Genomic DNA, 18,038 nt, shown 5'->3' on the forward strand with positions numbered 1-18,038 from the left:
TGTGCTATCTGCAAGGGCCGCCGCTCCCAAGCCCGCTTTGACTCAATGCGTGGTGAACGGCGGCGGTGCGTCGGGCGCGACGTCGAAGGCGCCGAGATGGAATTCCTCGCCGATGGACGCGTCCGGCTCGGAATGCTGCGCCATCAGCGTGAACGCGGCCTGCGGGTATTGCTTCCAGATGTCGAGATCGCCGGCGGTGATGGTGAGCCAGCCGAAGGTGTACATGTAGCGTCCGGGCTCGGTGACCCGGCCGACCCTGTCCCAGGTGATCTTTTCGACTGTGATTTTCTCGACTGCCATTCGGTCCCCCGATCGCAAGTCTGCAGATGATGCCTGGCAAGAGCCGTGGACCTTTAAAAGCTGACCCCGGAATGGGGCTGCGATAGGGCGGCGCGGCGCGAGGATCAGGCCGATTGCAGCATGGGCGTGCGGACGATCAGCCGGACGACGTCATCCCGCGACTGCTTTTCCGCGAATTTGACCGCGAACCCGTTTTCGAATTTGCGGATCACGCGCCCGACGCAAGCGCCGACCGCGAGCGGAGTTCCCACTGGCGGATCGTACTCGCAGGATATCGCAACACCGGCCGTGGAGACGTCGATGATGAAGCAGGCATGGGTGCTGCCGTCGGCGAGCGTCAAGAAGGTGTGCGCGACCTGCGGAACGAAGCGCGCGTCATTCCGCAGCTCCTGGACGCTGGCGTCCTTCTGCTTCTTCTCGAGCCAGGTCAGCTTTTCCGACATCCAGGCGCGCCGGGCTCGCGTCATGTCGAGCTCCATCAGGAAGCCCGATTTCAGCGTCGCGCTGATGGTGCACTGGAATTCGCCAAAATCTTGGAAGTATGAGGTCACGCGCTCGCCGACCTTTCCGACCACGGGAACGTCGACCATCATGCGGAACGGTGAGACGCGGCTGGTGCGGCACGCGAAGGTGCGCAGCTTGCCCTCGCAATCGTACCAGCGCGGCAGAGAGTAGCTGCCGCTCACGGTGACTTGCACGGCACGCTGTCTGAGGAACTCTGCGACGGACATGGGCGCCAATCGTGTTGCGGAGGTTTTCCGTAATTCCACGGTAGCAATCAAATTCTAAGCAAATGATACCGGCGCTCACGAGCAGGGGTAAATTTTTGGTAAACGCGCGGATCGGGATGGGCGGCATAGCGCCGCGATTAGCAGGCCCGCGATCTCACGATTGCGTCATCCGAGCAGCACCAGCAGAGCCAGCACGCCAATGGCCATGACGAGCTTGATCGTCGCGCAGGTCTGGCTGCCGGGTCCGCGCTCAAATCCGAACCACGGCAATGCATGCCGCATCGCGCGCGTTGCGAATGCTTCGACGATGACGAACAAGAGAGCGATGCCGGCGAGGAAGGACCATGATGCATCCGGCAGCATCCATGCCGCGAGCCACGCGGGAACGGACGCCTTCAGCGATGCCAGCAGCGCGAACCATCCGAACAGCGATACGAAGCCCTTGATGATGTCGGGCCCGATCGTGCCGGGCTCGAGACGGATGCCGATCTTTCCAAGAGCGAGTTCGATGCGCTCGCCATCGGTGAAGAAGAGGAAGGCGCCGAGGTAGAGCGGGACGCGCGACTGAAACAGGAGCGCGACCATGCCGAACAGGACGGCGTAGCCGAAAGCGTCACTGACGATGGTCGTGCCGGCCGCCTGCGACGGCTCCGGTGCAGCCGTGGCCCGAGGCAGCGACCTGGCGCGCGCCATGTGCTCGAGCATTCTAGCGCGGCGCTCCGGCGCGTAGGCTGCCGTGCGGTGGATCCATGGCGGCGGCGCCGGCGAGGCAATTCCGGCCTGGTCGTCCGAGGGAGATTTATGCTGCGCCATGGGCCTGCATCCGGTTCCATCTGGACATTGGTCGGAGCCGAGGGGCAGGGAGGTTCATGCGGGGGCCGCAGATATCGCCGCGTCATCCAAAACGCCCGGATAATGGCGCTCCCTAGCGGAATCGAACCGCTCTCTCCACCGTGAAAGGGTGGCGTCCTAACCGATAGACGAAGGGAGCAAACCCAGGGCCCCGCCGCTTTTCGCGGCACGGCCGCTGGCCGCCCGAGTCATGCCCGGCGGCTGCAGCGGGCGAACCTATAATGGCCTTTGGCGCCTTGGGCAAGCCGTTCGGGAACGGTCTTTTGGCACCGGTGGATAGCATCCTCCCCGGATCATTCGGGGGCGAATTCAACGGTTTCTTAGGTTCCCTGAGCTAGCGCTGGAGGGGGAGAATTTGAGCCGATGCCACCGCCCAAGAAGCGCGCAGCCCGCAAGTCGCTGTCGCAGCATGCCTGGATCACGCTCGAGGGCGGATTCGCGGCGCGGCAATGCCTGGTCCAGGACATCTCCGCCACGGGCGCCAAGATCACGCTGGACGAGGATGCGGGCCAGCTTCCGGGGGTGATCCGGATGGCGTTCGCGCGCGATGCGCGGACCGGGCGGAGCTGCCAGGTGGTGTGGCGCCGCGGCAAATCGGCCGGCATCAAGTTCATCTGACCCCGGGCAAAGTGACCTCGATGGCGCGCGGCGCCGGTTCGGGTTAGAACGGCCCGCATGCGTGCGCCGCTCCTCATCCTGATCTCGTTGCTGACCATGTCCGCGGCCGCGGCGGAAGCTTTGCATCTGCCGCCTCCGGAGCGCCCGCAGACCGGCAAGGCCTTGCCGCTCAAGGGTGCCGGCGGGAGCGCGAAAGCGGGTTCCTGCGCCGCCTATGGCCGCGGCTTCCATCTGGTCGAGAGCACCGGCACCTGCGTCAAGATCGGCGGCTCGATCAGCGTCGAGACCACGATCAGGCGCTGACCTCGATGCCACCGGATATCATGCGGCCCGAAATCATCGTCCCGTTCGTGATGTATTGCGCGCTGCTGTGGTGGATCGGCCGCGGCCTGAGCTGGACCGCGCGGCTCGCCACCGCGGCCGTGACGCTCGTGCTGATTTTCTGCGTGCTGCTTTTCGAGCGCGGTTGGCCCTAAACAAAAAAACGCGAAAACAACCCCATGCACAGTAGCCGCCACCTCTTGGCGGCACGCGGCGAAGTGCCGATTCATCGTGCTCTCAACGAGGGTTAAGCCGCATCACCGCTCACGACATCGGCGGTGCCACAAATTGCGCAAAACCGGGCCGTTTGCCGAGATCGGCGAGCCAGCGCGTCAGATGCGGCTGCGCGGGCCGGGTGATGCCCTCGACGCCGAGCCAGCGCCGCGCATAGGCGCCGATCGCGATATCGGCGAGGGTGAACGCATCGCCGTCCATGAACGGACGCGTGGAGAGCAGACGGTCGGCGATGGCCCAGACCTCGGCGGCGGCATCCGCATCCTTCTGCAACTGGATCATGTCGCGCTCGGCGGGCGGCGTGCGCACGAGGCCCCAGAACACCGGGCGGTCGACCGGCTGCACCATCGACAGCGTCCAGTCGAGCCAGCGGTCAACGCTGGCGCGCAGCTTCGGCGCCTCGGGATAGATCGGCGTGCCGCGCCCGTGCGCGAGGCAGAGATAGCGCATGATCGAATTGGATTCCCACAGCGTGAAATCGCCCTCGACCAGCGTCGGGATCCGCGCATTGGGGTTCATCGCGAGATAGTCGGCCTCGCGGGTCTTGCCGAAAGCCATGCCGGCGTCGATGCGCTCGTAAGCCAGGCCGAGCTCGGTGAGGCACCACAGCACCTTCTGCACGTTGACCGAATTGGCGCGGCCCCAGATCGTCAGTTTTTGGTCCGGCACGTCATCCTCCCCAGGCGTTTTCGGTGTCGGAGGTGATAGCGGAATCCGCCGTCGCGAGCGATCCGCGATTGCGGCGAGCCCCTCATGCAAAAGCTCCGCATGCAAAAAGCCCCGCCCGAGGCGGAGCTTTCATTGCAAGGTCAAGCTGGTCAGGCGGATCAGCGGCCGAAGAACAGCCACAGCAGAATGATCACCGGAATCGGCACGCCCACCATCCACAACAATAGTCCTCGTCCCATTGCATCCTCCTCCAATTGCATTGTCGAGGAGAGAACGCCGGCGGCAAGGGGTTGTTCCAACCGCGAAAGCGTTACCAATGGCCGATGTTGGGCATCGACGACCACGGCTCCTGCGGCGGCTTCGGATCGCCCTTCTGCAAGATCTCGATCGAGTGCAGATCGGGCGAGCGGACGAAGGCCATGTTGCCGTCGCGCGGCGGCCGGTTGATTGTGACGCCGGCCTTCATCAGCTTCTCGCAGGTGGCGTAGATATCGTCGACCTCATAGGCGAGATGGCCGAAGAAGCGGTCCTCGCCGTATTTTTCCTCGTCCCAATTCCAGGTGAGCTCGACCAGCGGCGCGCCGCGCGTCTGCGGCTGCTTCTTCAGCGCCTCGAGATCGTCCGACGAGCACAGGAACACCAACGTGAAACGCCCCTTGTCGTTCTCGATCCGCCGCACCTCCTTCAGCCCCAGCGCATCCTGGTAAAACTTCAGCGCGACATCGAGATTGCGCACGCGCAGCATGGTGTGGAGGTATCGCATGGTTGTTGCTCCCTGGGTGGATGGAGGGTTTTTGGTTCGGCCGAGCCGAAGGGAGTAGGAGATAGCAGGAAAATCCGAGGAGGGGCAGGGGGGCGGGTGCACATGTCCATGAGGGCGAAGCCGGCTGATGAAGTAAATCAGCCGGCGAAATTTCAATGCACTTTCACCGCAAATCCAGTGGCGCACACGCGCCATTGGCAGTGTGTGCGGGGCGGTCTGCTGCCGCAGCCTATTGCGTCGCGAGGCGCTTTCCGGCCTGCTCGGCCGGCGGCGTGAAGAGCGATACTGCGGTGCCTTCGGGGTCACGAAACTGGAACGTCCTGTTGCCCCATGGCATCGTTTTCAGCTCGTGCACCAGTGTGACCTTGTCTTTCAGGCGCTCATAATCCGCATCGATGTCCTCAACCTGAAACTCGATCACGGCGGTCCGATTGGCGCCGGGCTCGGCACTGTTTTCTTTCCAGAGCGCGACCGTCTCGGCTGCGCCGATTGCCAGGTTGGCGCCCGGCGTCACGATCTTGGCGAACACCGGCGCGAGCCATTCGGCGGAAACTCCGGTGATCATTTCGTAGAACGAAACCATGCTTTTGATGTCGGTGGCGATCAGGCGAGTGGAGGCGAACTTCATGGCATGTCCTTTGGTTGACCGCAGATTTGAGCGGCATCGCGGGGCTCGTCGCACACCGCTGCTGCCACCCTGATGTCAGCAGTCACGACGCCGCGCCGAGCGTGCGAACTAAGGGCATGAATTGCGATGGCAGTGCTCAAGCGCTAGACCACGAGCCCCTTCACGCGAAGTGCCCCACAGCGCGAACCGGGCCGTCAGAACGGTGACGCAAACCGCAGAACTGGCCACTTCACTCACGGGTGGACAGGCTTGTGTAGCCGCTCGCAGATGAACTCCTCGCGGCAATGACGCGACTAACGGCCATGGCCAATATCCTAGGTGAGCTTCTGTTTGCGCTGATCCGATCGATTGTTGCTGGATGGGCGTATGCGCTCTGGGTCAAACTGGCGACATGGCTCGAGCCGAAAATCCAACGGCGTTGGGTGAAGCTTGCCGTAGGAGGCCTCCTCGGCTTGGCAGCTTATTTTATGATTCCGATCTTGATGGGGCTGTTGGGCCTTTGAACACAATGAAATCCGTTCTCATCGTCGCACTGGCAATCGGGGCGCTCGTCTCGACGGTGCTGCTCGTCATGGAGCAGCTCACCGACTACTCCATCGCTGTGATGGCATGGGAGATGCCGGGCATATCCGCAGCCTACCTTTTTCTGGGGAGCGGTTGGCAGTTCCGTTTTCCTGGGCGTCGCCATCACTTGGGCCGTGAATGCCATCGTTTACGGCGCGCCCGCCTTCGTTGTCCTTACAGTCGTCAAGCTGGCAATTCGCGGTCTGCCGAAGTGATCTGGCAATGACCGTGGGTCAGATCTTGGCCTATGCGTCGGGAATTACGCATTACGTGACACGCAGTTAACTGCGTGATCGCGGTGCTGTTCGCGAGCACCGACGGCTACCTTACGGGACAGTGCACTGACGCCGCAGGTGCCAACGAAACGCATCACGCTTAACGTTTGTGAATGCCGCGTTGGCCGAACGCCTGCAATTCTCCAGTATTGGCGGCACTTCAGATCATCGGTGGAGTCAGGCTCTCCCGTCTCGCGGGACGGAGCGTGCATGCCTCGATCGGCGTCCGCCCGCCAACACGACTAGCCGTATTCATTATGAGATTGAGGACAGGTGATGTTGCTTCTGGAGGAGTTCAACGAACGAACGCTGTCGCACATGGACAGGGCGCTGGAGCGCGTCAGCGAGATGATGCCTGAGGTGATGGAAGCCTACACCGCGCGCCGGTATGTCGCCGAACGGATCATCCACTGCGCCAAGCACGAGACACGCGAGATCGACGGCCTCGTCGCGGCCGGCCGGCGTGCGGTCGCTGAGCTGGCTGTGAGGGTCGTCGAAAGCGATTAGCTGTCTGGCCGCGAACCTGCCGCAGAGGACCGCGCTCGCCGGCGATGATGGGGGTGAATTGGCGCTTCGTGAGAGGCGGCGATGGGCGGCCTCCCTGTCAGCCGCCGCCCATCTTTCGGGTTTCGAAATGCAGCGCCGTTTACTTCTCGAGCCCGGCCTTCTGCCGCATCGTGTCGATCAGCTCTGACGCCTCTGCCTTGGTCAGATCCTCCTTGGGGAGGGGCTTGTGGGCCTGCTCGGCGAGGGTCTTGAGGTAGGATTCCTGGGCGCCGGTCATCGGGTCGTCCCCGGAGACCCAATCCTTCGGATCCTTTTGGGTGTTGCCTGCGGTGTTGCCAGCCATCTTGTTGTCAGTCACGGCGATCTCTCCTTTTCAGGCTCAATGCCGACTGATGCTTTTTGTTCCTTATTTGTTCGTGGCCGGCCCCTGACGCAGCCAGGGGCGCACTTTGCCCGGATCAGCGTCGGGAGATGATCACGGAACGGCCGGCAGCGATCGGCGTCTGCGCATCAGACTTAGCTTGCGCCCCCAATCGAGGATCGGTGCCTCAACGGCGACGTGCAAGGCGGCGGCGAGACCGATGGAGAGCAGGATGCCCGCGATGATTGTCCCGACGGTCGACAGAAGCCACAGTCCGTCGAAGCTGGCGATCCATTTCACCACCAGATAATGGACGATATACAACGCGTACGAGATCTTGCCGAGCCATTGCAGCACCGGTGAGAAGGAGCGTCCTTCGATCTCGACAGCGACCACGGTATGGATCAGCAATCCCGCGCCGAGGCCATAGGTCAGGACGCGCGCGAATTGCGGGTCGGCCGCGCCGCGCACGAAAATCCAGTACCACCCGGCCGCGAACAGGCCCGCGGAAACGGCGGGGAAGTGGCGCGAAAAGCGCAATCGTCCGCTTCTCTGGAGATAGGCGATGACAACGCCGGCACCGAATTCCAGCACCAGCGGATGAAAGTAGATCCCGGCCTCCAGGCCGAAGACGAGAGCAAGAATGACCAGGGCGAATCCAGCGAACAAGATCTCGAACAGCCGGTCCGGCTTGATCGCCAGGACGATGGCGACGGCGACGTAGAAGTGCAGTTCGAAAGCCAGCGACCAGGCTGGGCCAAGGTACCAGTTCGGATAGGTCCATGCGAAGATGGTTCCGAGATCGAGAGCGGGTCGGCCGCCCGGCGCCAGCGCGATCCAGGAGGAGCTGACAAACGCCGCCAGCAACACCAGCCAATAGAGCGGAAAAATTCGGAGGGCCCGTCTGAAAGCGAAATCCAGCGGGTTGTGTTGTGCCGTCGCCGTGGTCGCGATGATGAAGCCGGAGATCACGAAGAAGATGTCGACGCCGCTCGCAAGTATCGTCAGCGCACCCTCGGCAAGCTCCGGCCCGACCATGTCGGGTCGCGCACTGATTGCGTGTCCGCAGACCACCGACAGCGCAGCGACGCCGCGCATCGCCTGTACACCCGCGAAGATTCGCACCAAGCCTCGCCACGTTCATTCCAGAATAGTGCAATTTAGGCGAGAAACCCATTAAGGAACAGTTGCGCGGATGCGATAGAATGGGTGTCGGATGCTTTAGGGTGAGGCATGCATCTGAGGCGGATTGATTGCTGTGCCCTTCCTCCAAGGCACGACCACAGGAGCACTCCCTAGCGCTTTGCTTCCTGCTTGCCCCGCCTGATTTCCTCTGCCTCGTCCACCAGCTTCAAGGCGGCGCCGTCGTAGCTCAGCTTCAGCCCACGACCGACGGTCCATATCCATCCTTCCCGGGCATCCCCGGTTGGCTGGGCGTTGAACTGGTCGGATATCGATTTGACGGCAGCGTCTTGGGGGCCCGGATTGCTCAACTCCGCGTTGACGCGCCAGATGGGATGTTTGGGGTCCGGATTCTTGGGGTCGACGTCGTCGGCAAAGATCGTGACCTTGGCGCCGTCGACTGCGCATTCGAGGACGTAGGAATCGCGAAGCTGACGGCAGCGGTAGCGACGTTGCGTGATGAGCTTGTTGGTCTCGTCGAATGTCATGCCGGGCGAAAAGCCGAGGATGTCGGACTTTTGCACGAGTGCCAGTGACGCAGGCTTCAGAAAGCTCGGCTGGACCGCCACGAGAACGGCCGCGGCAACAACGATCACGCCGGCGACAACAATGGCAATCTTCATCAGCCCCTCGTAAGAAACGTCCGACCATACAATAGCCGGAGCGTTCTACCAGCATCGCGCTGCATGGTTCGAGACGTCCGCTATCGTTGGAGGATCGCACCACCGAAAGATCGCATGGTCACATATCGCCTGGTCATGAACGTGAAAAACCGCCCCTGACATGACCAGGGGCGGTTTTAGCAAACGGGGTTTTCGAAACGCGGTCTAGTGACCGGTGCCGGGCTTCGTCGTCTTCGGCGGCTTGCCATCTTCGATCCGGCCTTCATTGCGCAAGTCGCGACCTTCCTGGGCTTTCTTCTGGCTCTCAGGGGACTTGCCGTGTTCGTTCATCTCTTCCTTGATGAACCCGGCGCCTTCCTTCACTTTACCTTCAACGCTCATGACGATCTCCTTGTCCTGGTAATAGGTCAACTCGCGCGAGACCTGACCGTTCCGGTGCGCGCACCTATGTGAGGAGTGCAGTATTGAGGGTGCACTTTGTAAGAGTGCACTTGCCGGGAACAGGTTAGTTGTCAGCGCGTACCGATGCGTTGATGTCGCGGGCAGAAACCGGAAAAATGCGCCGCGTCCAACATCCCCATTGCGTCCGGTTGTCACCCGGCAGTGCGTTGGACAACGCGGCTTGGGGCGACAGGTTTCCATCGGGACCCGTTATGAAATGGCCGCGCCGCCTTTTGGAAAGCGACGCGGCCAAGAGGCAAGCGATATAGGAAACCGGCTTACTTCATGTTGCTGCGGGTCTTGGTGCCGCCCTGGTCGCTGCCGGGGCCGGAGCCGCCCTGGCCGGAGGCGTCGGGCCTCACCATTCCGCCCTTGCTCGTGCCGTCATGGCTCATGCCCGTCGTGCCCCTCGTCATCGTGCCCTTGTCCGTGTTGTTCATGCCGGGCTTCTGCATGTTGTCCGACTGCGCGGCGGGGCCGGTCTGGGTCTGGGCAAAGGCAGAGCCGCACATGAGGCCGAGGGCGGCGGTCGCAATGATGAACTTCTTCATCTCAAACTCCTGGTTGGTTGAGTAGGCCAACGGGAGCGCAGAAGCCCTGTTCCTAAAACAGGGCGTTCCAGAGTGCAAAAGTTCTCGTCTGCGCGCGAACCGCTATCGACTTCCTTTGAAAACGCTCTAAGCCGCAATGCGCTGGTCGGCCGGGCCCGTCAGGTGCTTGAGCACTTCCGCATGCTCCAGGTCTGGAACCGCGATGGCCGTGTGGCTGTAGCTCGCATGGGTTCGTGATTTTGCAATCTGGTCCAGGATCTCGCCGCCCTTGATGACGTGGAGGCCCATGCCCTCTCCGGACGGGAAGATCGCGAGCACCACGTCATAGGCGGTGATGACAGCGCGAAGCGCTTCGGCCTTGTCCTCGGCAATTTCGACGAACACGCGAACATCGGCTGCGAGTTCACGCAGCTCGTTAAAATCCAGCACTGTGGGTACTCCAACGCAACGATACTGAGAGGAGCTTGGAGGGGTTAGGTTACCGAAGTCTCAACGGCGCATGCCCGGCAACAGGTTTCTCGACCGGGCGCCCCCCGCGAGGCGATAGACAAGCGGGCATTGCCGCCTGCTCGGCAATGCGCCGGCACGGAAAGAACATCTGGAACGGGGGAGGGACGAAGCGCGCCTCATACCCCTAAGGGCGTCACACGATGCGCGCGTGACTTTATGCGCGCTTTACTTGGCGTATCCCTGGGAGCGGAGCCACGCGATCTTGCGGTCGCCGTTGATCCAGTCGTCGGCATCTGCCTTGCTGGTGAAGCCCTTGATTTCGCGCTGTTCGCTGTCCGGGTAATCCGCCAGGATTTTCCAGTCGTTGTCTGCAATGCGGACGGTTTTGAAGGTCACTTTTGTTTTTGCCATGCCGCATTATGCAGGAGATGACCGGAAAAGAGAACCTGCCTTGTGACGGTCACCCGCGCGGCCCCAGGCGCAGACCTGGGGGCCAGCCTGATCGGCATTGCGCGGCCGGGTCCCCCAGAAAAGGCGAAAGCCCCGCCTGGGGGAAGCGGGGCTCTCTGATGGGGTGAAGCTTGGGGACTTCAAAGAGTTAGACGCCTCAGGAAGAAAATGGTTCAACGCGGAAACGGCGCAAGCTGCGGCATCTTTGCCGGGGCGTCCGGGCTCCCCCAGAACCCCCTGCTTGCGTTTTGGGCGTCGATGGGTTCTAAGCCCCGTCACTTCATGAAAGTTGGCATGAATCAGAAGCGCGTTGCGCGGTTGGACCGCGTCCTGAGCAAAGCCTGCTCGCGCGCACAGAAGGAAATTCAGACATGGCGAAGATGACCAAGACTCAGTTGATCGATGCAATTGCCGAGGGTACGCAGCTGTCGAAGAACGACGTGAAGTCAGTCATCGAGTACATGGCAACCGTCGGCTACAAGGAGCTCAACGAGTCCGGCGAGTTCGTCATTCCCGGCTTCGTCAAGATGTCGGTTGTGAACAAGCCGGCGACCGAAGCCCGCATGGGCGTCAATCCCTTCACCAAGGAGCCGATGCAGTTCGCCGCGAAGCCGGCGAGCAAGTCGGTGAAGGCCTCGCCGCTGAAGGTGGCCAAGGACTCCGTCTAAGGGCTAGCCTGCTCGCGTTTTCGTTGTGGACCCTCTTTTTCGCGGAGTGCTGCCGCGGAGTGCTGCAATGACCGCTTGCTTGTGCTGAACCAATAAGGAACTCTGTTAGGGAACTCTCGGGCGTCGTCAGGCTTTGCTTCCGAAAGGGAGAAATCACATGACTGGTCTCAGTGAAGTAGAGATTCGAAACCGCGCCTATCACCTCTGGAAGGAGGCCGGCGAGCCCGCGGGCACGATGGACACATTCTGGTACGAGGCCGAAAAAGAGCTTCTCGCCGAGCGGACCAAGCAAAGCGAAGTCCCGCCCGGGATTACCGACAATCTGCCGGTCTGACTTTGCAGGTCTAAGAGGCGGACAGAGGCGAGCGTCGACAGTTCTCAAAGCAGCCACCCGGCGTAACGCCCGGGTGGCTGCTTTGCTGTTCGGGCCATCGCTTGGATGGCGGCCGCCTCAAAGAAAAACCCCGGGCTTAGGGACCGGGGCTCTTCAAGCTGGTCGGCCGCGTCGCGACATGCCGCCAGCACCACTGAATTCGGTTTGACAACGCGAGACGAAAAAATTCGTTCCGGCTGCTACTCCGCCGACACGGACACGTCGACGATCGCCGGCGTATCGACCTGGCGCTCGCGCCAGACGACGAAATCGCATTTGGGATTGAGCCACTGATACTCGGAGCCGCGCGCCTTCAGGTGCGCAAGCGCTGCATCATGTGCGGCGGTCTGATCCGGCGCCTCGACCATGATTTCCACGGTCTCCTCGATCTGACGCACCACCTCGACGGCGTAGTATTTTCTGGTCACGGTCCCTCGCTCCGGAATGACTAACGGGGAGGGCCATGGCGCGTTCCCCAAAAGAAAAACCCCGCGCTTTCGCACGGGGCCTTCCTGGCTGGCTGCGATGGGATTTCAGCGCCGCGCCGCCGGCCGCGTTCTCGAACTTAAGGTTGAAAACCCAAAAAGCAACCGCGCCGACGCGCGGAAGGCTCAAGGCGATGTGCCCGGCGAATTTCGCGGGAGGGGCTGGACTTTCTGTTCTTAGTTTGTTCTAGTGAAGCATCTCTTTTGGCGGCGACCATTTGGTTGGAGGTCCCCATGACTGTCGAGAAACAACGCGAAGTGATCAGGCTCTGGAATCAGCTCAGGAAGCTCGAAGGTCCGGCCGCGGAAGAACTCCGCATCCAGATCCTCGAATGCTTTTCGGAGAAGGATCTGTCGGGGAAGGAGACGGTGAAGCGCGCAGCGTGATGAGCGTCGCACTACGTCGACGATAACAGGCAATCGCGCCTGCCTTCACCGATCGTTAGGAATCGTTTTGCGCTGATTCCTCGACTCCGATTCGTTCTTTGCGAACGAAGTGGAGTCGGATGCAGAACAAGCCGTGGCTTCTGTGTCGATGCGGGACACGCCCTCTCTGACCCAGCTGGCGTGATGCTTGGCACAGTCCCGTTGGCGTCTCCTCGCTATGAGATCAGGCGAGGGAGACGCGACATGGATGCGTGCTGGTTTCTCGAGATGTTTGCCGAGATCGCAAAAGTGTTTTGGTACGACCGGCATCCGCGCTTGCGCAAAGGCAGGCCGTCGGTGCCGCAGGTGCCACCGCGATCGAAATCCGATGACGCGATGTGAGCGCGCGACCGTTTGCGATGATGCGATCGTTTGCGCACAAACGAAGAGTTAAGACCTGCTTCGCGCCGATTTCTGCGATTCCGATTCGTTCTTCGAGAACGAAAAGCAGGTGAAGCTGGAACAAAGCCGGACGGCGGATCGCCACAAGCTCCGCAGCCGCGGCTTTCGCGCGAGCTTGAGGCGGCTCGCCGAGTTCTGGAGACGCTTGGCCAATTCCTAACGGAAGATTGCCGCGAAGCCGAGAACCCTATTCGGTTAGGTTAAAAGCCCAATCGCGTTGCGCTTGCCGCTGCTTGGGATAGGTGTGTCTGGCGACCTCTGGAACCGACTTTGCCAACAAGCGACTTTGGCCAACGAGCAATTTTGCCAAGAACGAATTCATGACACCTTTTTCAGAACCGAGCTTTTATCAGGGCGACCGCCACACCTACCGGCGCGTCGCCATCGTCGGCACGCTCTTTTGTCTGGCGTTCGTGGTGATCAGCGTCTCGCTGCGGCCACAGCTCGAGGACACGCGTGTCGCGGTCACCTCACACGAATTAACGGTCGTCGCCGGAGATCTGATGGTCGGCGCAATTCCCTGGGCACGCGGTGCCATGTGAGGCGAGCGCCACGAAACCGGCATAACCGGACAGGTTGAGCAGGACTTCGAGCCAAACGGGCATGTCGGCCTCTTTTCTCCTTGAAGGCTACGCCAACGTGCGCGCGAAGCGCATGTTCCCGGACAAGACGGACCGGCGCTCAAAGCGGGGTGGTGGGGTCGAGCCGCCGGCCGAGGGCGCCTACGGACTCGCTCGACGGCTGTTCCTTAAGGAACTCGGCAATGGCCCGCGCCAACTCGCCGTCGCTCATCGGCGTCGGCGGCGGGCGCAGCGTGCCGACACCGAAACTGCGGACGATCTCGTCGTAATGCTGATCGCCCGATCTCGGAACCAGCCTGCGGATACGGGCCAGCAATCTGGATATCGGCACTTTATCCTCCTGGACGCTCCCCGCTGGCAGCAATTGTGCTGCGTTGCCAATTTGCTGTCCGTGAAACTGAAAACCCCGCCAGCATTGGTGATGCTGACGGGGTCTTCGTGCTGTTGCCTCAACCGGATGGCGGAGGCGTCCGCACTTGAACAAGCAATTCGCGGAACGCGCGCCTGTTCCATGCGTGGCGGATTTAATCCGAGCTCGGTTCCACAGCCTTGCGCGCAACCATCGCACCGCGCCGGCGTTGTTTATGCGAGACACGAAGGAGGAGATTGATGATGAGGAAGACACTGGCAGTTCTGGCTACCGTAGCGGCCGTCGGCGTGACCGCGGTCGCGGCGCCTGCGCCCGCCGAGGCGCGCGGCCGCGGCATCGGTCCGGGCCTCGCATTCGGCCTCGCCGCCGGCGCTATCACCGCGGGCGCCGTCGCCGCGTCCCACCCTTACGGCTACGGCCCGGGGTACGGCTACTATGGCCGCCCGGCTTATGCTTACGGCCCCGGTCCGTACGCCTATTACGGCGATGGACCGTACTACCGCCGCCACCATTATTACCGTCACTGGTAACGGCTGACCAAATGAAAAGCCCGGAGCAACGCTCCGGGCTTTTTTCATGCTCGGTGATGTGGTGTCGTTACGGCCAGAGCGAGGGCCGCTCCACCTTGCGCGCGTTGTCGAGCGTCGACACGAAATACTCGTCACGCTCGCGCTTGAATTTTTCCTGGGTGGCACGGAAGGCGGCGACACGGGCGGCGATCTCTTCGCGTTCGCGGATTTTACGTTGTTCGTCCTCGGTCATTTCAAATCCCCTCTGCACGTGAGTATGTGTCCTACTGAACTCAAGCACTGCCGCCGCAATCACGTTGAGTCGCGTCAACACATGCATTGGCGCTTCTGATTGGGGCGTCAATGGGGAGGAGGCATTGCAGGATTGTGATAAGCGAGGGGCGGAAAAAATTGCCGACCACGTCGTGCGCCGCGGTGGATAACCGCGTCAACAATCTTGTCGCTTGCCCATGTTGCAGCTAGCGCAAAAACAAATCGGCAAAACCGATCGGCCAAGCCAATCGGCAAAGCAAAACGGGAGGCCGCGTTGATTGCATCGGATCTTCGCAGCGGCGTCGAGCGTCTCGGCGACATGATCGCCGAAGCCAAACGTATCGTGCCGTTCACCGGCGCCGGCATCTCGACCGAGTGCGGCATCCCCGACTTCCGCTCGCCGGGCGGAATTTGGACGCGCAACCGCCCGATCCCATTCGACGAGTTCGTCGCCAGCCAGGAGGCGCGCGACGAATCCTGGCGCCGGCGCTTCGCGATAGAGGAGGTCTTTGCGGCGGCCAGGCCCGGCCGCGGCCATCGCGCGCTCGCCTCGCTCTACCGTGCCGGCAAGGTTCCCGCGATCATCACCCAGAACATCGACAATCTACACCAGGCCTCAGGCGTCGCGAGCGACCACGTGATCGAACTTCACGGCAACACCACGTATGCGCGCTGCATCGGATGCGGTCAGGCCTATCCGCTTGATTGGGTCAAGCGCCGCTTCGACAAGGAGGGCGCCGCGCCCAACTGTACCGTGTGCGACGAGCCGGTGAAGACCGCCACGATCTCCTTCGGCCAGATGATGCCCGAGGACGAAATGCAGCGCGCGACCGCGCTGTCGCAAGCCTGCGACCTCTTCATCGCGATCGGTTCCTCGCTGGTGGTATGGCCGGCCGCGGGCTTTCCGATGATGGCGAAGAGATCAGGCGCACGTCTGGTGATCGTCAATCGCGAGCCCACCGAGCAGGACGACATCGCCGACCTCGTGATCCGCCACGACATCGGCGAAACGCTCGGGCCCTTTGTCGGTAATTGAGGCAGCAATTTGATTCGCGGCTGTGCAAGCTGTTCATAGGTTCCGCCGAATCTCTTTTTTGTCTATGCGTCGCAACCGGGAGTGTTATCTTTTGAGTCGAAAGATTCGCGTCGCGTCGAGTTGAGAAGATTCTCTAAAGACGCGTGATTCGGCGCCGCCATTCAGGCGGGTTGCATGGCATGTGTGGGGTCCGGGGTTATGGGGTCGTCGGACGGATTTGAGTCCAAGAAGGTCGGAGTTCCCGCGGTGGGCGAACACGGCGGTGGCGGTCGCGACAGCGCACTCAGTCCCTTCACCGGGCTTGGTGAGAGCAGCGCCAACCTCGTCGAGGTTCACGGCGTCATCAAATGGTTCGACGCCTCAAAGGGCTACGGCTTCATCGTTCCCGACAATGGCTGGCCCGACGTCCTCCTGCACGTTACCGTGCTTAGACGCGACGGCTTCCAGACCGCCTATGAGGGCGCCCGCATCGTCGTCGAGTGCATTCAGCGCGCCAAGGGCTACCAGGCGTTTCGCGTCGTCTCGATGGACGAGTCGACTGCGATCCATCCAGCGCAGATGCTGCCGCCGCGCACCCATGTCACGGTGACTGCGACCAGCGGGCTGGAGCGGGCTCAGGTCAAGTGGTTCAACCGGCTGCGCGGTTTCGGCTTCCTGACCTGCGGCGAGGGCACGCCCGACATCTTCGTGCACATGGAGACGCTGCGCCGCTTCGGCATGACCGAGTTGCGGCCCGGCCAGTATGTCCTGGTCCGCTTCGGGCCCGGCTCCAAGGGCATGATGGCGGCCGAGATCCATCCCGAGACGGGATCGCCGGTCTCGTCCCACTAATTCCATTCCCGCGATCGTGAGCAGAGGCGCGCTGGCTCGCCGGCGCGCCTCTGGCTTTTCCGGCGACCGCCACGTAAGGACTGGTCCAGTCCCACGCCTCGAGAGCCATCCATGAATTTCGATCGAAAGGCCGTCTTCGCCGTTGCGAAGGGCTGGCTTGCCGCCATCCTCGTCATCGCCGGCTGTGCCGTCGCGAGCGCACCCGTCCGCGCCGCCAGCTTCCAGCCGCTCGAGATCGTCACCAGGAACGGCGTGCAGGTGTTCTCGGTCGAGATCGCGACCACCGAGGAGGAGAAGCAGACCGGCCTGATGTACCGCAAGGAACTGGCGGACGGCAAAGGCATGCTGTTCGACTTCAATCCCGAGCAGGAGGTGTCAATGTGGATGAAGAACACCTACGTCTCGCTCGACATGATCTTCATTCGCGCCGACGGCCGCATCCTGCGCATCGCCGAAAATACCGAGCCGATGTCGACAAAGATCATCTCATCCAGGGGGCCCGCGCGGGCCGTTCTGGAGGTGGTGGCGGGGACGGCGCAAAAATATGGTATCCGCGCCGGCGACCGCGTCGGCCACCCGCTGTTCGGCAGCAAGTAGGCGGGCAAGGGGCTATTGGCAGGGCCAATGCCCCCGTCCTGACGGTCTTTTGGGAAGCTTGCTGGCGCCTTTGGAAGGCTTGCTGGCGCTTTGGGAAGCGTGTATCGACGGGGCTCGCCGGACATTCGGGGTATAGCGCAGCCTGGTAGCGCGGCAGTTTTGGGTACTGCAGGTCGTTGGTTCGAATCCAGCTGCCCCGACCAGTCCGGAGGTGGGTCGGAACGGCACCAGAGAAAAACAGCCATTCGGCGAGGCGCCAGGCGATCCAGGCGAGCGCGGTTTCCAGCCGAGCGCGGCGATCCAGGCCAAGCCGACCAGCCGCGTTCGATGCAGATGCCGGAGCTGCCAAAGCCTTCCTAAACCCTCGGCGCTCATTCCCTGCGCAACGCGACTTCCGCGCGATTTTTCAAGGCATTGGGCGGGTCGGACGGCGCGGAAATCGTAAAACTTTGTCGAACCTTTAGGCGTCGCCCTAGACATATAGGTGTTGGGGGATTTCAGCGCCCAATGCCTAACGGACGCCGCCAAGCGATGATATTCCGCTTGCGCGGCGTTACGCTTTTCCAACCATCAGTTCGTCGCGTACCAGCCGAACGGAAACGGCAGGAACGGCCAGGCCAGCTGATTGTCGTTCGCGACCTTCCGCGGCTCTTGCTCCGGCGTCTTGGCGGGCAGAGCAGGCGGCGTCGAATGCAGCGCCAAGCGCAGACATGCACATTGCAAATTCATCGTGGTGGCCCCCGCCCATCAATTGTTCAAAAATTCGCGTCAGCCTGGAAATCACCGCGCGTCCTCAAAACGACGCGCTCATTCTCAAATCGCACACAGTCTAGGAAAATCGGCGAGCGCTTTCAACCGGTCTTGCCACGCGCTCACAGGAAGTAAGGTTGACCGGTTAGGTTAAGGGCGAGCGGTTGTTGCGGCCGCCTTCGTGACTGTTATCAGATCGGTCCGGCTCGCGATGGGT

General features: G+C 61.9%; 32 protein-coding genes and 2 tRNA genes. 16 read left to right on the forward strand and 18 right to left on the reverse strand.

Annotation, left to right across the window (positions count from 1 at the left end; all coding sequences use genetic code 11):
- Positions 1-42 precede the first annotated feature (42 nt).
- From N551_RS0129040 to N551_RS0129055, 4 genes are all read right to left on the reverse strand, one after another.
- Complete coding sequence (locus tag N551_RS0129040) at positions 43-300, reverse strand: hypothetical protein (RefSeq protein ID WP_027569916.1); 258 nt, start codon at positions 298-300, stop codon at positions 43-45.
- A 104-nt stretch (positions 301-404) separates the two neighbouring features.
- Positions 405-1,031, reverse strand: a complete 627-nt coding sequence (locus N551_RS0129045; protein ID WP_027569917.1) for a pilus assembly protein PilZ — start codon at positions 1,029-1,031, stop codon at positions 405-407.
- Positions 1,032-1,196: 165 nt separating this feature from the next.
- Positions 1,197-1,844, reverse strand: coding sequence for a hypothetical protein (locus tag N551_RS0129050; RefSeq protein ID WP_027569918.1), 648 nt, complete (start codon positions 1,842-1,844; stop codon positions 1,197-1,199).
- 103 nt (positions 1,845-1,947) lie between these two features.
- A tRNA-Glu gene (locus N551_RS0129055) sits at positions 1,948-2,022 on the reverse strand.
- A gap of 224 nt (positions 2,023-2,246) precedes the next feature.
- On the opposite strand from N551_RS0129055, the gene N551_RS0129060 reads away from it, so the two are divergent.
- The 3 genes from N551_RS0129060 to N551_RS38445 are packed head-to-tail and all read left to right on the forward strand — an operon-like array spanning position 2,247 to position 2,977.
- A complete protein-coding gene (locus N551_RS0129060) occupies positions 2,247-2,501 on the forward strand; it encodes a PilZ domain-containing protein (RefSeq protein WP_027569919.1) in 255 nt (84 codons plus the stop codon).
- A gap of 57 nt (positions 2,502-2,558) precedes the next feature.
- Positions 2,559-2,804 carry a hypothetical protein gene (locus N551_RS0129065; protein WP_027569920.1) on the forward strand — a complete coding sequence of 82 codons (246 nt, stop codon included), beginning with the start codon at positions 2,559-2,561 and terminating at the stop codon, positions 2,802-2,804.
- A gap of 5 nt (positions 2,805-2,809) precedes the next feature.
- Complete coding sequence (locus N551_RS38445) at positions 2,810-2,977, forward strand: hypothetical protein (RefSeq protein ID WP_155809976.1); 168 nt, start codon at positions 2,810-2,812, stop codon at positions 2,975-2,977.
- A gap of 109 nt (positions 2,978-3,086) precedes the next feature.
- Here the strand turns inward: N551_RS38445 and N551_RS0129075 are convergent, their stop codons facing one another.
- The 3 genes from N551_RS0129075 to N551_RS0129090 form a co-directional block, all read right to left on the reverse strand.
- A complete protein-coding gene (locus tag N551_RS0129075; protein WP_027569921.1) occupies positions 3,087-3,725 on the reverse strand; it encodes a glutathione S-transferase family protein in 639 nt (212 codons plus the stop codon).
- A 310-nt stretch (positions 3,726-4,035) separates the two neighbouring features.
- The gene (locus N551_RS0129085) at positions 4,036-4,488 is read right to left on the reverse strand and encodes a VOC family protein (RefSeq protein WP_027517781.1); all 453 of its coding nucleotides are present in this window, start codon (positions 4,486-4,488) and stop codon (positions 4,036-4,038) included.
- A 229-nt stretch (positions 4,489-4,717) separates the two neighbouring features.
- The gene (locus N551_RS0129090; protein WP_027569922.1) at positions 4,718-5,116 is read right to left on the reverse strand and encodes a VOC family protein; all 399 of its coding nucleotides are present in this window, start codon (positions 5,114-5,116) and stop codon (positions 4,718-4,720) included.
- A gap of 302 nt (positions 5,117-5,418) precedes the next feature.
- Here N551_RS0129090 and N551_RS0129095 point away from each other — a divergent pair, with 302 nt between their 5' ends.
- The 3 genes from N551_RS0129095 (at position 5,419) to N551_RS0129100 (ending at position 6,462) form a co-directional block, all read left to right on the forward strand.
- A complete protein-coding gene (locus N551_RS0129095; RefSeq protein ID WP_027569923.1) occupies positions 5,419-5,619 on the forward strand; it encodes a hypothetical protein in 201 nt (66 codons plus the stop codon).
- Positions 5,620-5,624: 5 nt separating this feature from the next.
- Positions 5,625-5,906 (forward strand): hypothetical protein, encoded by a 282-nt coding sequence (locus tag N551_RS37505; RefSeq protein ID WP_371180131.1) that lies wholly within the window; start codon positions 5,625-5,627, stop codon positions 5,904-5,906.
- A 325-nt stretch (positions 5,907-6,231) separates the two neighbouring features.
- Positions 6,232-6,462, forward strand: a complete 231-nt coding sequence (locus tag N551_RS0129100) for a hypothetical protein (RefSeq protein ID WP_027569924.1) — start codon at positions 6,232-6,234, stop codon at positions 6,460-6,462.
- 139 nt (positions 6,463-6,601) lie between these two features.
- Here N551_RS0129100 and N551_RS0129105 read toward each other — a convergent pair whose 3' ends face one another.
- The 7 genes from N551_RS0129105 to N551_RS0129135 all read right to left on the reverse strand — a co-directional run bounded on the left by N551_RS0129105 (position 6,602) and on the right by N551_RS0129135 (position 10,481).
- Positions 6,602-6,805, reverse strand: coding sequence for a DUF3072 domain-containing protein (locus N551_RS0129105; protein ID WP_051462968.1), 204 nt, complete (start codon positions 6,803-6,805; stop codon positions 6,602-6,604).
- 132 nt (positions 6,806-6,937) lie between these two features.
- Positions 6,938-7,948, reverse strand: a complete 1,011-nt coding sequence (locus N551_RS0129110; RefSeq protein WP_155809978.1) for an acyltransferase — start codon at positions 7,946-7,948, stop codon at positions 6,938-6,940.
- Between the two features lie 170 nt (positions 7,949-8,118).
- Positions 8,119-8,628, reverse strand: a complete 510-nt coding sequence (locus tag N551_RS0129115) for a hypothetical protein (RefSeq protein ID WP_027569927.1) — start codon at positions 8,626-8,628, stop codon at positions 8,119-8,121.
- 204 nt (positions 8,629-8,832) lie between these two features.
- Positions 8,833-9,009, reverse strand: coding sequence for a hypothetical protein (locus N551_RS36380; RefSeq protein WP_007610124.1), 177 nt, complete (start codon positions 9,007-9,009; stop codon positions 8,833-8,835).
- Positions 9,010-9,347: 338 nt separating this feature from the next.
- A complete protein-coding gene (locus N551_RS0129125) occupies positions 9,348-9,620 on the reverse strand; it encodes a hypothetical protein (RefSeq protein ID WP_027569928.1) in 273 nt (90 codons plus the stop codon).
- A gap of 126 nt (positions 9,621-9,746) precedes the next feature.
- Positions 9,747-10,049 (reverse strand): hypothetical protein, encoded by a 303-nt coding sequence (locus N551_RS0129130; RefSeq protein ID WP_007610128.1) that lies wholly within the window; start codon positions 10,047-10,049, stop codon positions 9,747-9,749.
- Between the two features lie 246 nt (positions 10,050-10,295).
- Positions 10,296-10,481: a hypothetical protein gene (locus N551_RS0129135; protein WP_007591378.1), complete on the reverse strand. Its 186-nt coding sequence runs from the start codon at positions 10,479-10,481 to the stop codon at positions 10,296-10,298.
- 410 nt (positions 10,482-10,891) lie between these two features.
- On the opposite strand from N551_RS0129135, the gene N551_RS0129140 reads away from it, so the two are divergent.
- Both N551_RS0129140 and N551_RS37510 read left to right on the forward strand, forming a co-directional pair.
- On the forward strand, positions 10,892-11,188 hold the full coding sequence (locus tag N551_RS0129140) for an HU family DNA-binding protein (RefSeq protein ID WP_007591377.1): 297 nt from the start codon (positions 10,892-10,894) through the stop codon (positions 11,186-11,188).
- Between the two features lie 157 nt (positions 11,189-11,345).
- Positions 11,346-11,522 carry a DUF2934 domain-containing protein gene (locus tag N551_RS37510; RefSeq protein ID WP_081747961.1) on the forward strand — a complete coding sequence of 59 codons (177 nt, stop codon included), beginning with the start codon at positions 11,346-11,348 and terminating at the stop codon, positions 11,520-11,522.
- A gap of 239 nt (positions 11,523-11,761) precedes the next feature.
- Here the strand turns inward: N551_RS37510 and N551_RS0129150 are convergent, their stop codons facing one another.
- Positions 11,762-11,989, reverse strand: coding sequence for a hypothetical protein (locus tag N551_RS0129150; RefSeq protein ID WP_027569929.1), 228 nt, complete (start codon positions 11,987-11,989; stop codon positions 11,762-11,764).
- 291 nt (positions 11,990-12,280) lie between these two features.
- Between N551_RS0129150 and N551_RS39070 the strand changes: the two genes are divergently transcribed.
- The 3 genes from N551_RS39070 to N551_RS36385 all read left to right on the forward strand — a co-directional run bounded on the left by N551_RS39070 (position 12,281) and on the right by N551_RS36385 (position 13,416).
- Positions 12,281-12,433, forward strand: coding sequence for a hypothetical protein (locus tag N551_RS39070; RefSeq protein ID WP_197031199.1), 153 nt, complete (start codon positions 12,281-12,283; stop codon positions 12,431-12,433).
- 243 nt (positions 12,434-12,676) lie between these two features.
- Positions 12,677-12,814 carry a hypothetical protein gene (locus N551_RS39075; RefSeq protein WP_197031200.1) on the forward strand — a complete coding sequence of 46 codons (138 nt, stop codon included), beginning with the start codon at positions 12,677-12,679 and terminating at the stop codon, positions 12,812-12,814.
- Positions 12,815-13,194: 380 nt separating this feature from the next.
- On the forward strand, positions 13,195-13,416 hold the full coding sequence (locus N551_RS36385; RefSeq protein ID WP_051462969.1) for a hypothetical protein: 222 nt from the start codon (positions 13,195-13,197) through the stop codon (positions 13,414-13,416).
- 139 nt (positions 13,417-13,555) lie between these two features.
- Here the strand turns inward: N551_RS36385 and N551_RS0129170 are convergent, their stop codons facing one another.
- On the reverse strand, positions 13,556-13,786 hold the full coding sequence (locus N551_RS0129170; protein ID WP_027569930.1) for a hypothetical protein: 231 nt from the start codon (positions 13,784-13,786) through the stop codon (positions 13,556-13,558).
- A gap of 281 nt (positions 13,787-14,067) precedes the next feature.
- On the opposite strand from N551_RS0129170, the gene N551_RS0129175 reads away from it, so the two are divergent.
- Complete coding sequence (locus tag N551_RS0129175; protein WP_027569931.1) at positions 14,068-14,355, forward strand: hypothetical protein; 288 nt, start codon at positions 14,068-14,070, stop codon at positions 14,353-14,355.
- A 67-nt stretch (positions 14,356-14,422) separates the two neighbouring features.
- Here N551_RS0129175 and N551_RS39080 read toward each other — a convergent pair whose 3' ends face one another.
- Positions 14,423-14,587, reverse strand: a complete 165-nt coding sequence (locus tag N551_RS39080; protein WP_007610153.1) for a hypothetical protein — start codon at positions 14,585-14,587, stop codon at positions 14,423-14,425.
- A 294-nt stretch (positions 14,588-14,881) separates the two neighbouring features.
- Between N551_RS39080 and N551_RS0129185 the strand changes: the two genes are divergently transcribed.
- From N551_RS0129185 to N551_RS0129200, 4 genes are all read left to right on the forward strand, one after another.
- Positions 14,882-15,643 (forward strand): NAD-dependent protein deacetylase, encoded by a 762-nt coding sequence (locus N551_RS0129185; RefSeq protein ID WP_027569932.1) that lies wholly within the window; start codon positions 14,882-14,884, stop codon positions 15,641-15,643.
- Positions 15,644-15,841: 198 nt separating this feature from the next.
- Positions 15,842-16,474 carry a cold-shock protein gene (locus N551_RS0129190; protein ID WP_018457757.1) on the forward strand — a complete coding sequence of 211 codons (633 nt, stop codon included), beginning with the start codon at positions 15,842-15,844 and terminating at the stop codon, positions 16,472-16,474.
- A gap of 111 nt (positions 16,475-16,585) precedes the next feature.
- Complete coding sequence (locus tag N551_RS0129195; RefSeq protein ID WP_027517796.1) at positions 16,586-17,071, forward strand: DUF192 domain-containing protein; 486 nt, start codon at positions 16,586-16,588, stop codon at positions 17,069-17,071.
- A gap of 126 nt (positions 17,072-17,197) precedes the next feature.
- A tRNA-Pro gene (locus N551_RS0129200) sits at positions 17,198-17,274 on the forward strand.
- Between the two features lie 367 nt (positions 17,275-17,641).
- Here N551_RS0129200 and N551_RS39605 read toward each other — a convergent pair.
- Positions 17,642-17,773 (reverse strand): hypothetical protein, encoded by a 132-nt coding sequence (locus tag N551_RS39605; RefSeq protein WP_256374433.1) that lies wholly within the window; start codon positions 17,771-17,773, stop codon positions 17,642-17,644.
- Positions 17,774-18,038: the final 265 nt, after the last annotated feature.

This window comes from Bradyrhizobium sp. URHA0013 (assembly GCF_000518345.1).
In the GTDB taxonomy this organism is placed as follows: Bacteria; Pseudomonadota; Alphaproteobacteria; order Rhizobiales; family Xanthobacteraceae; genus Bradyrhizobium.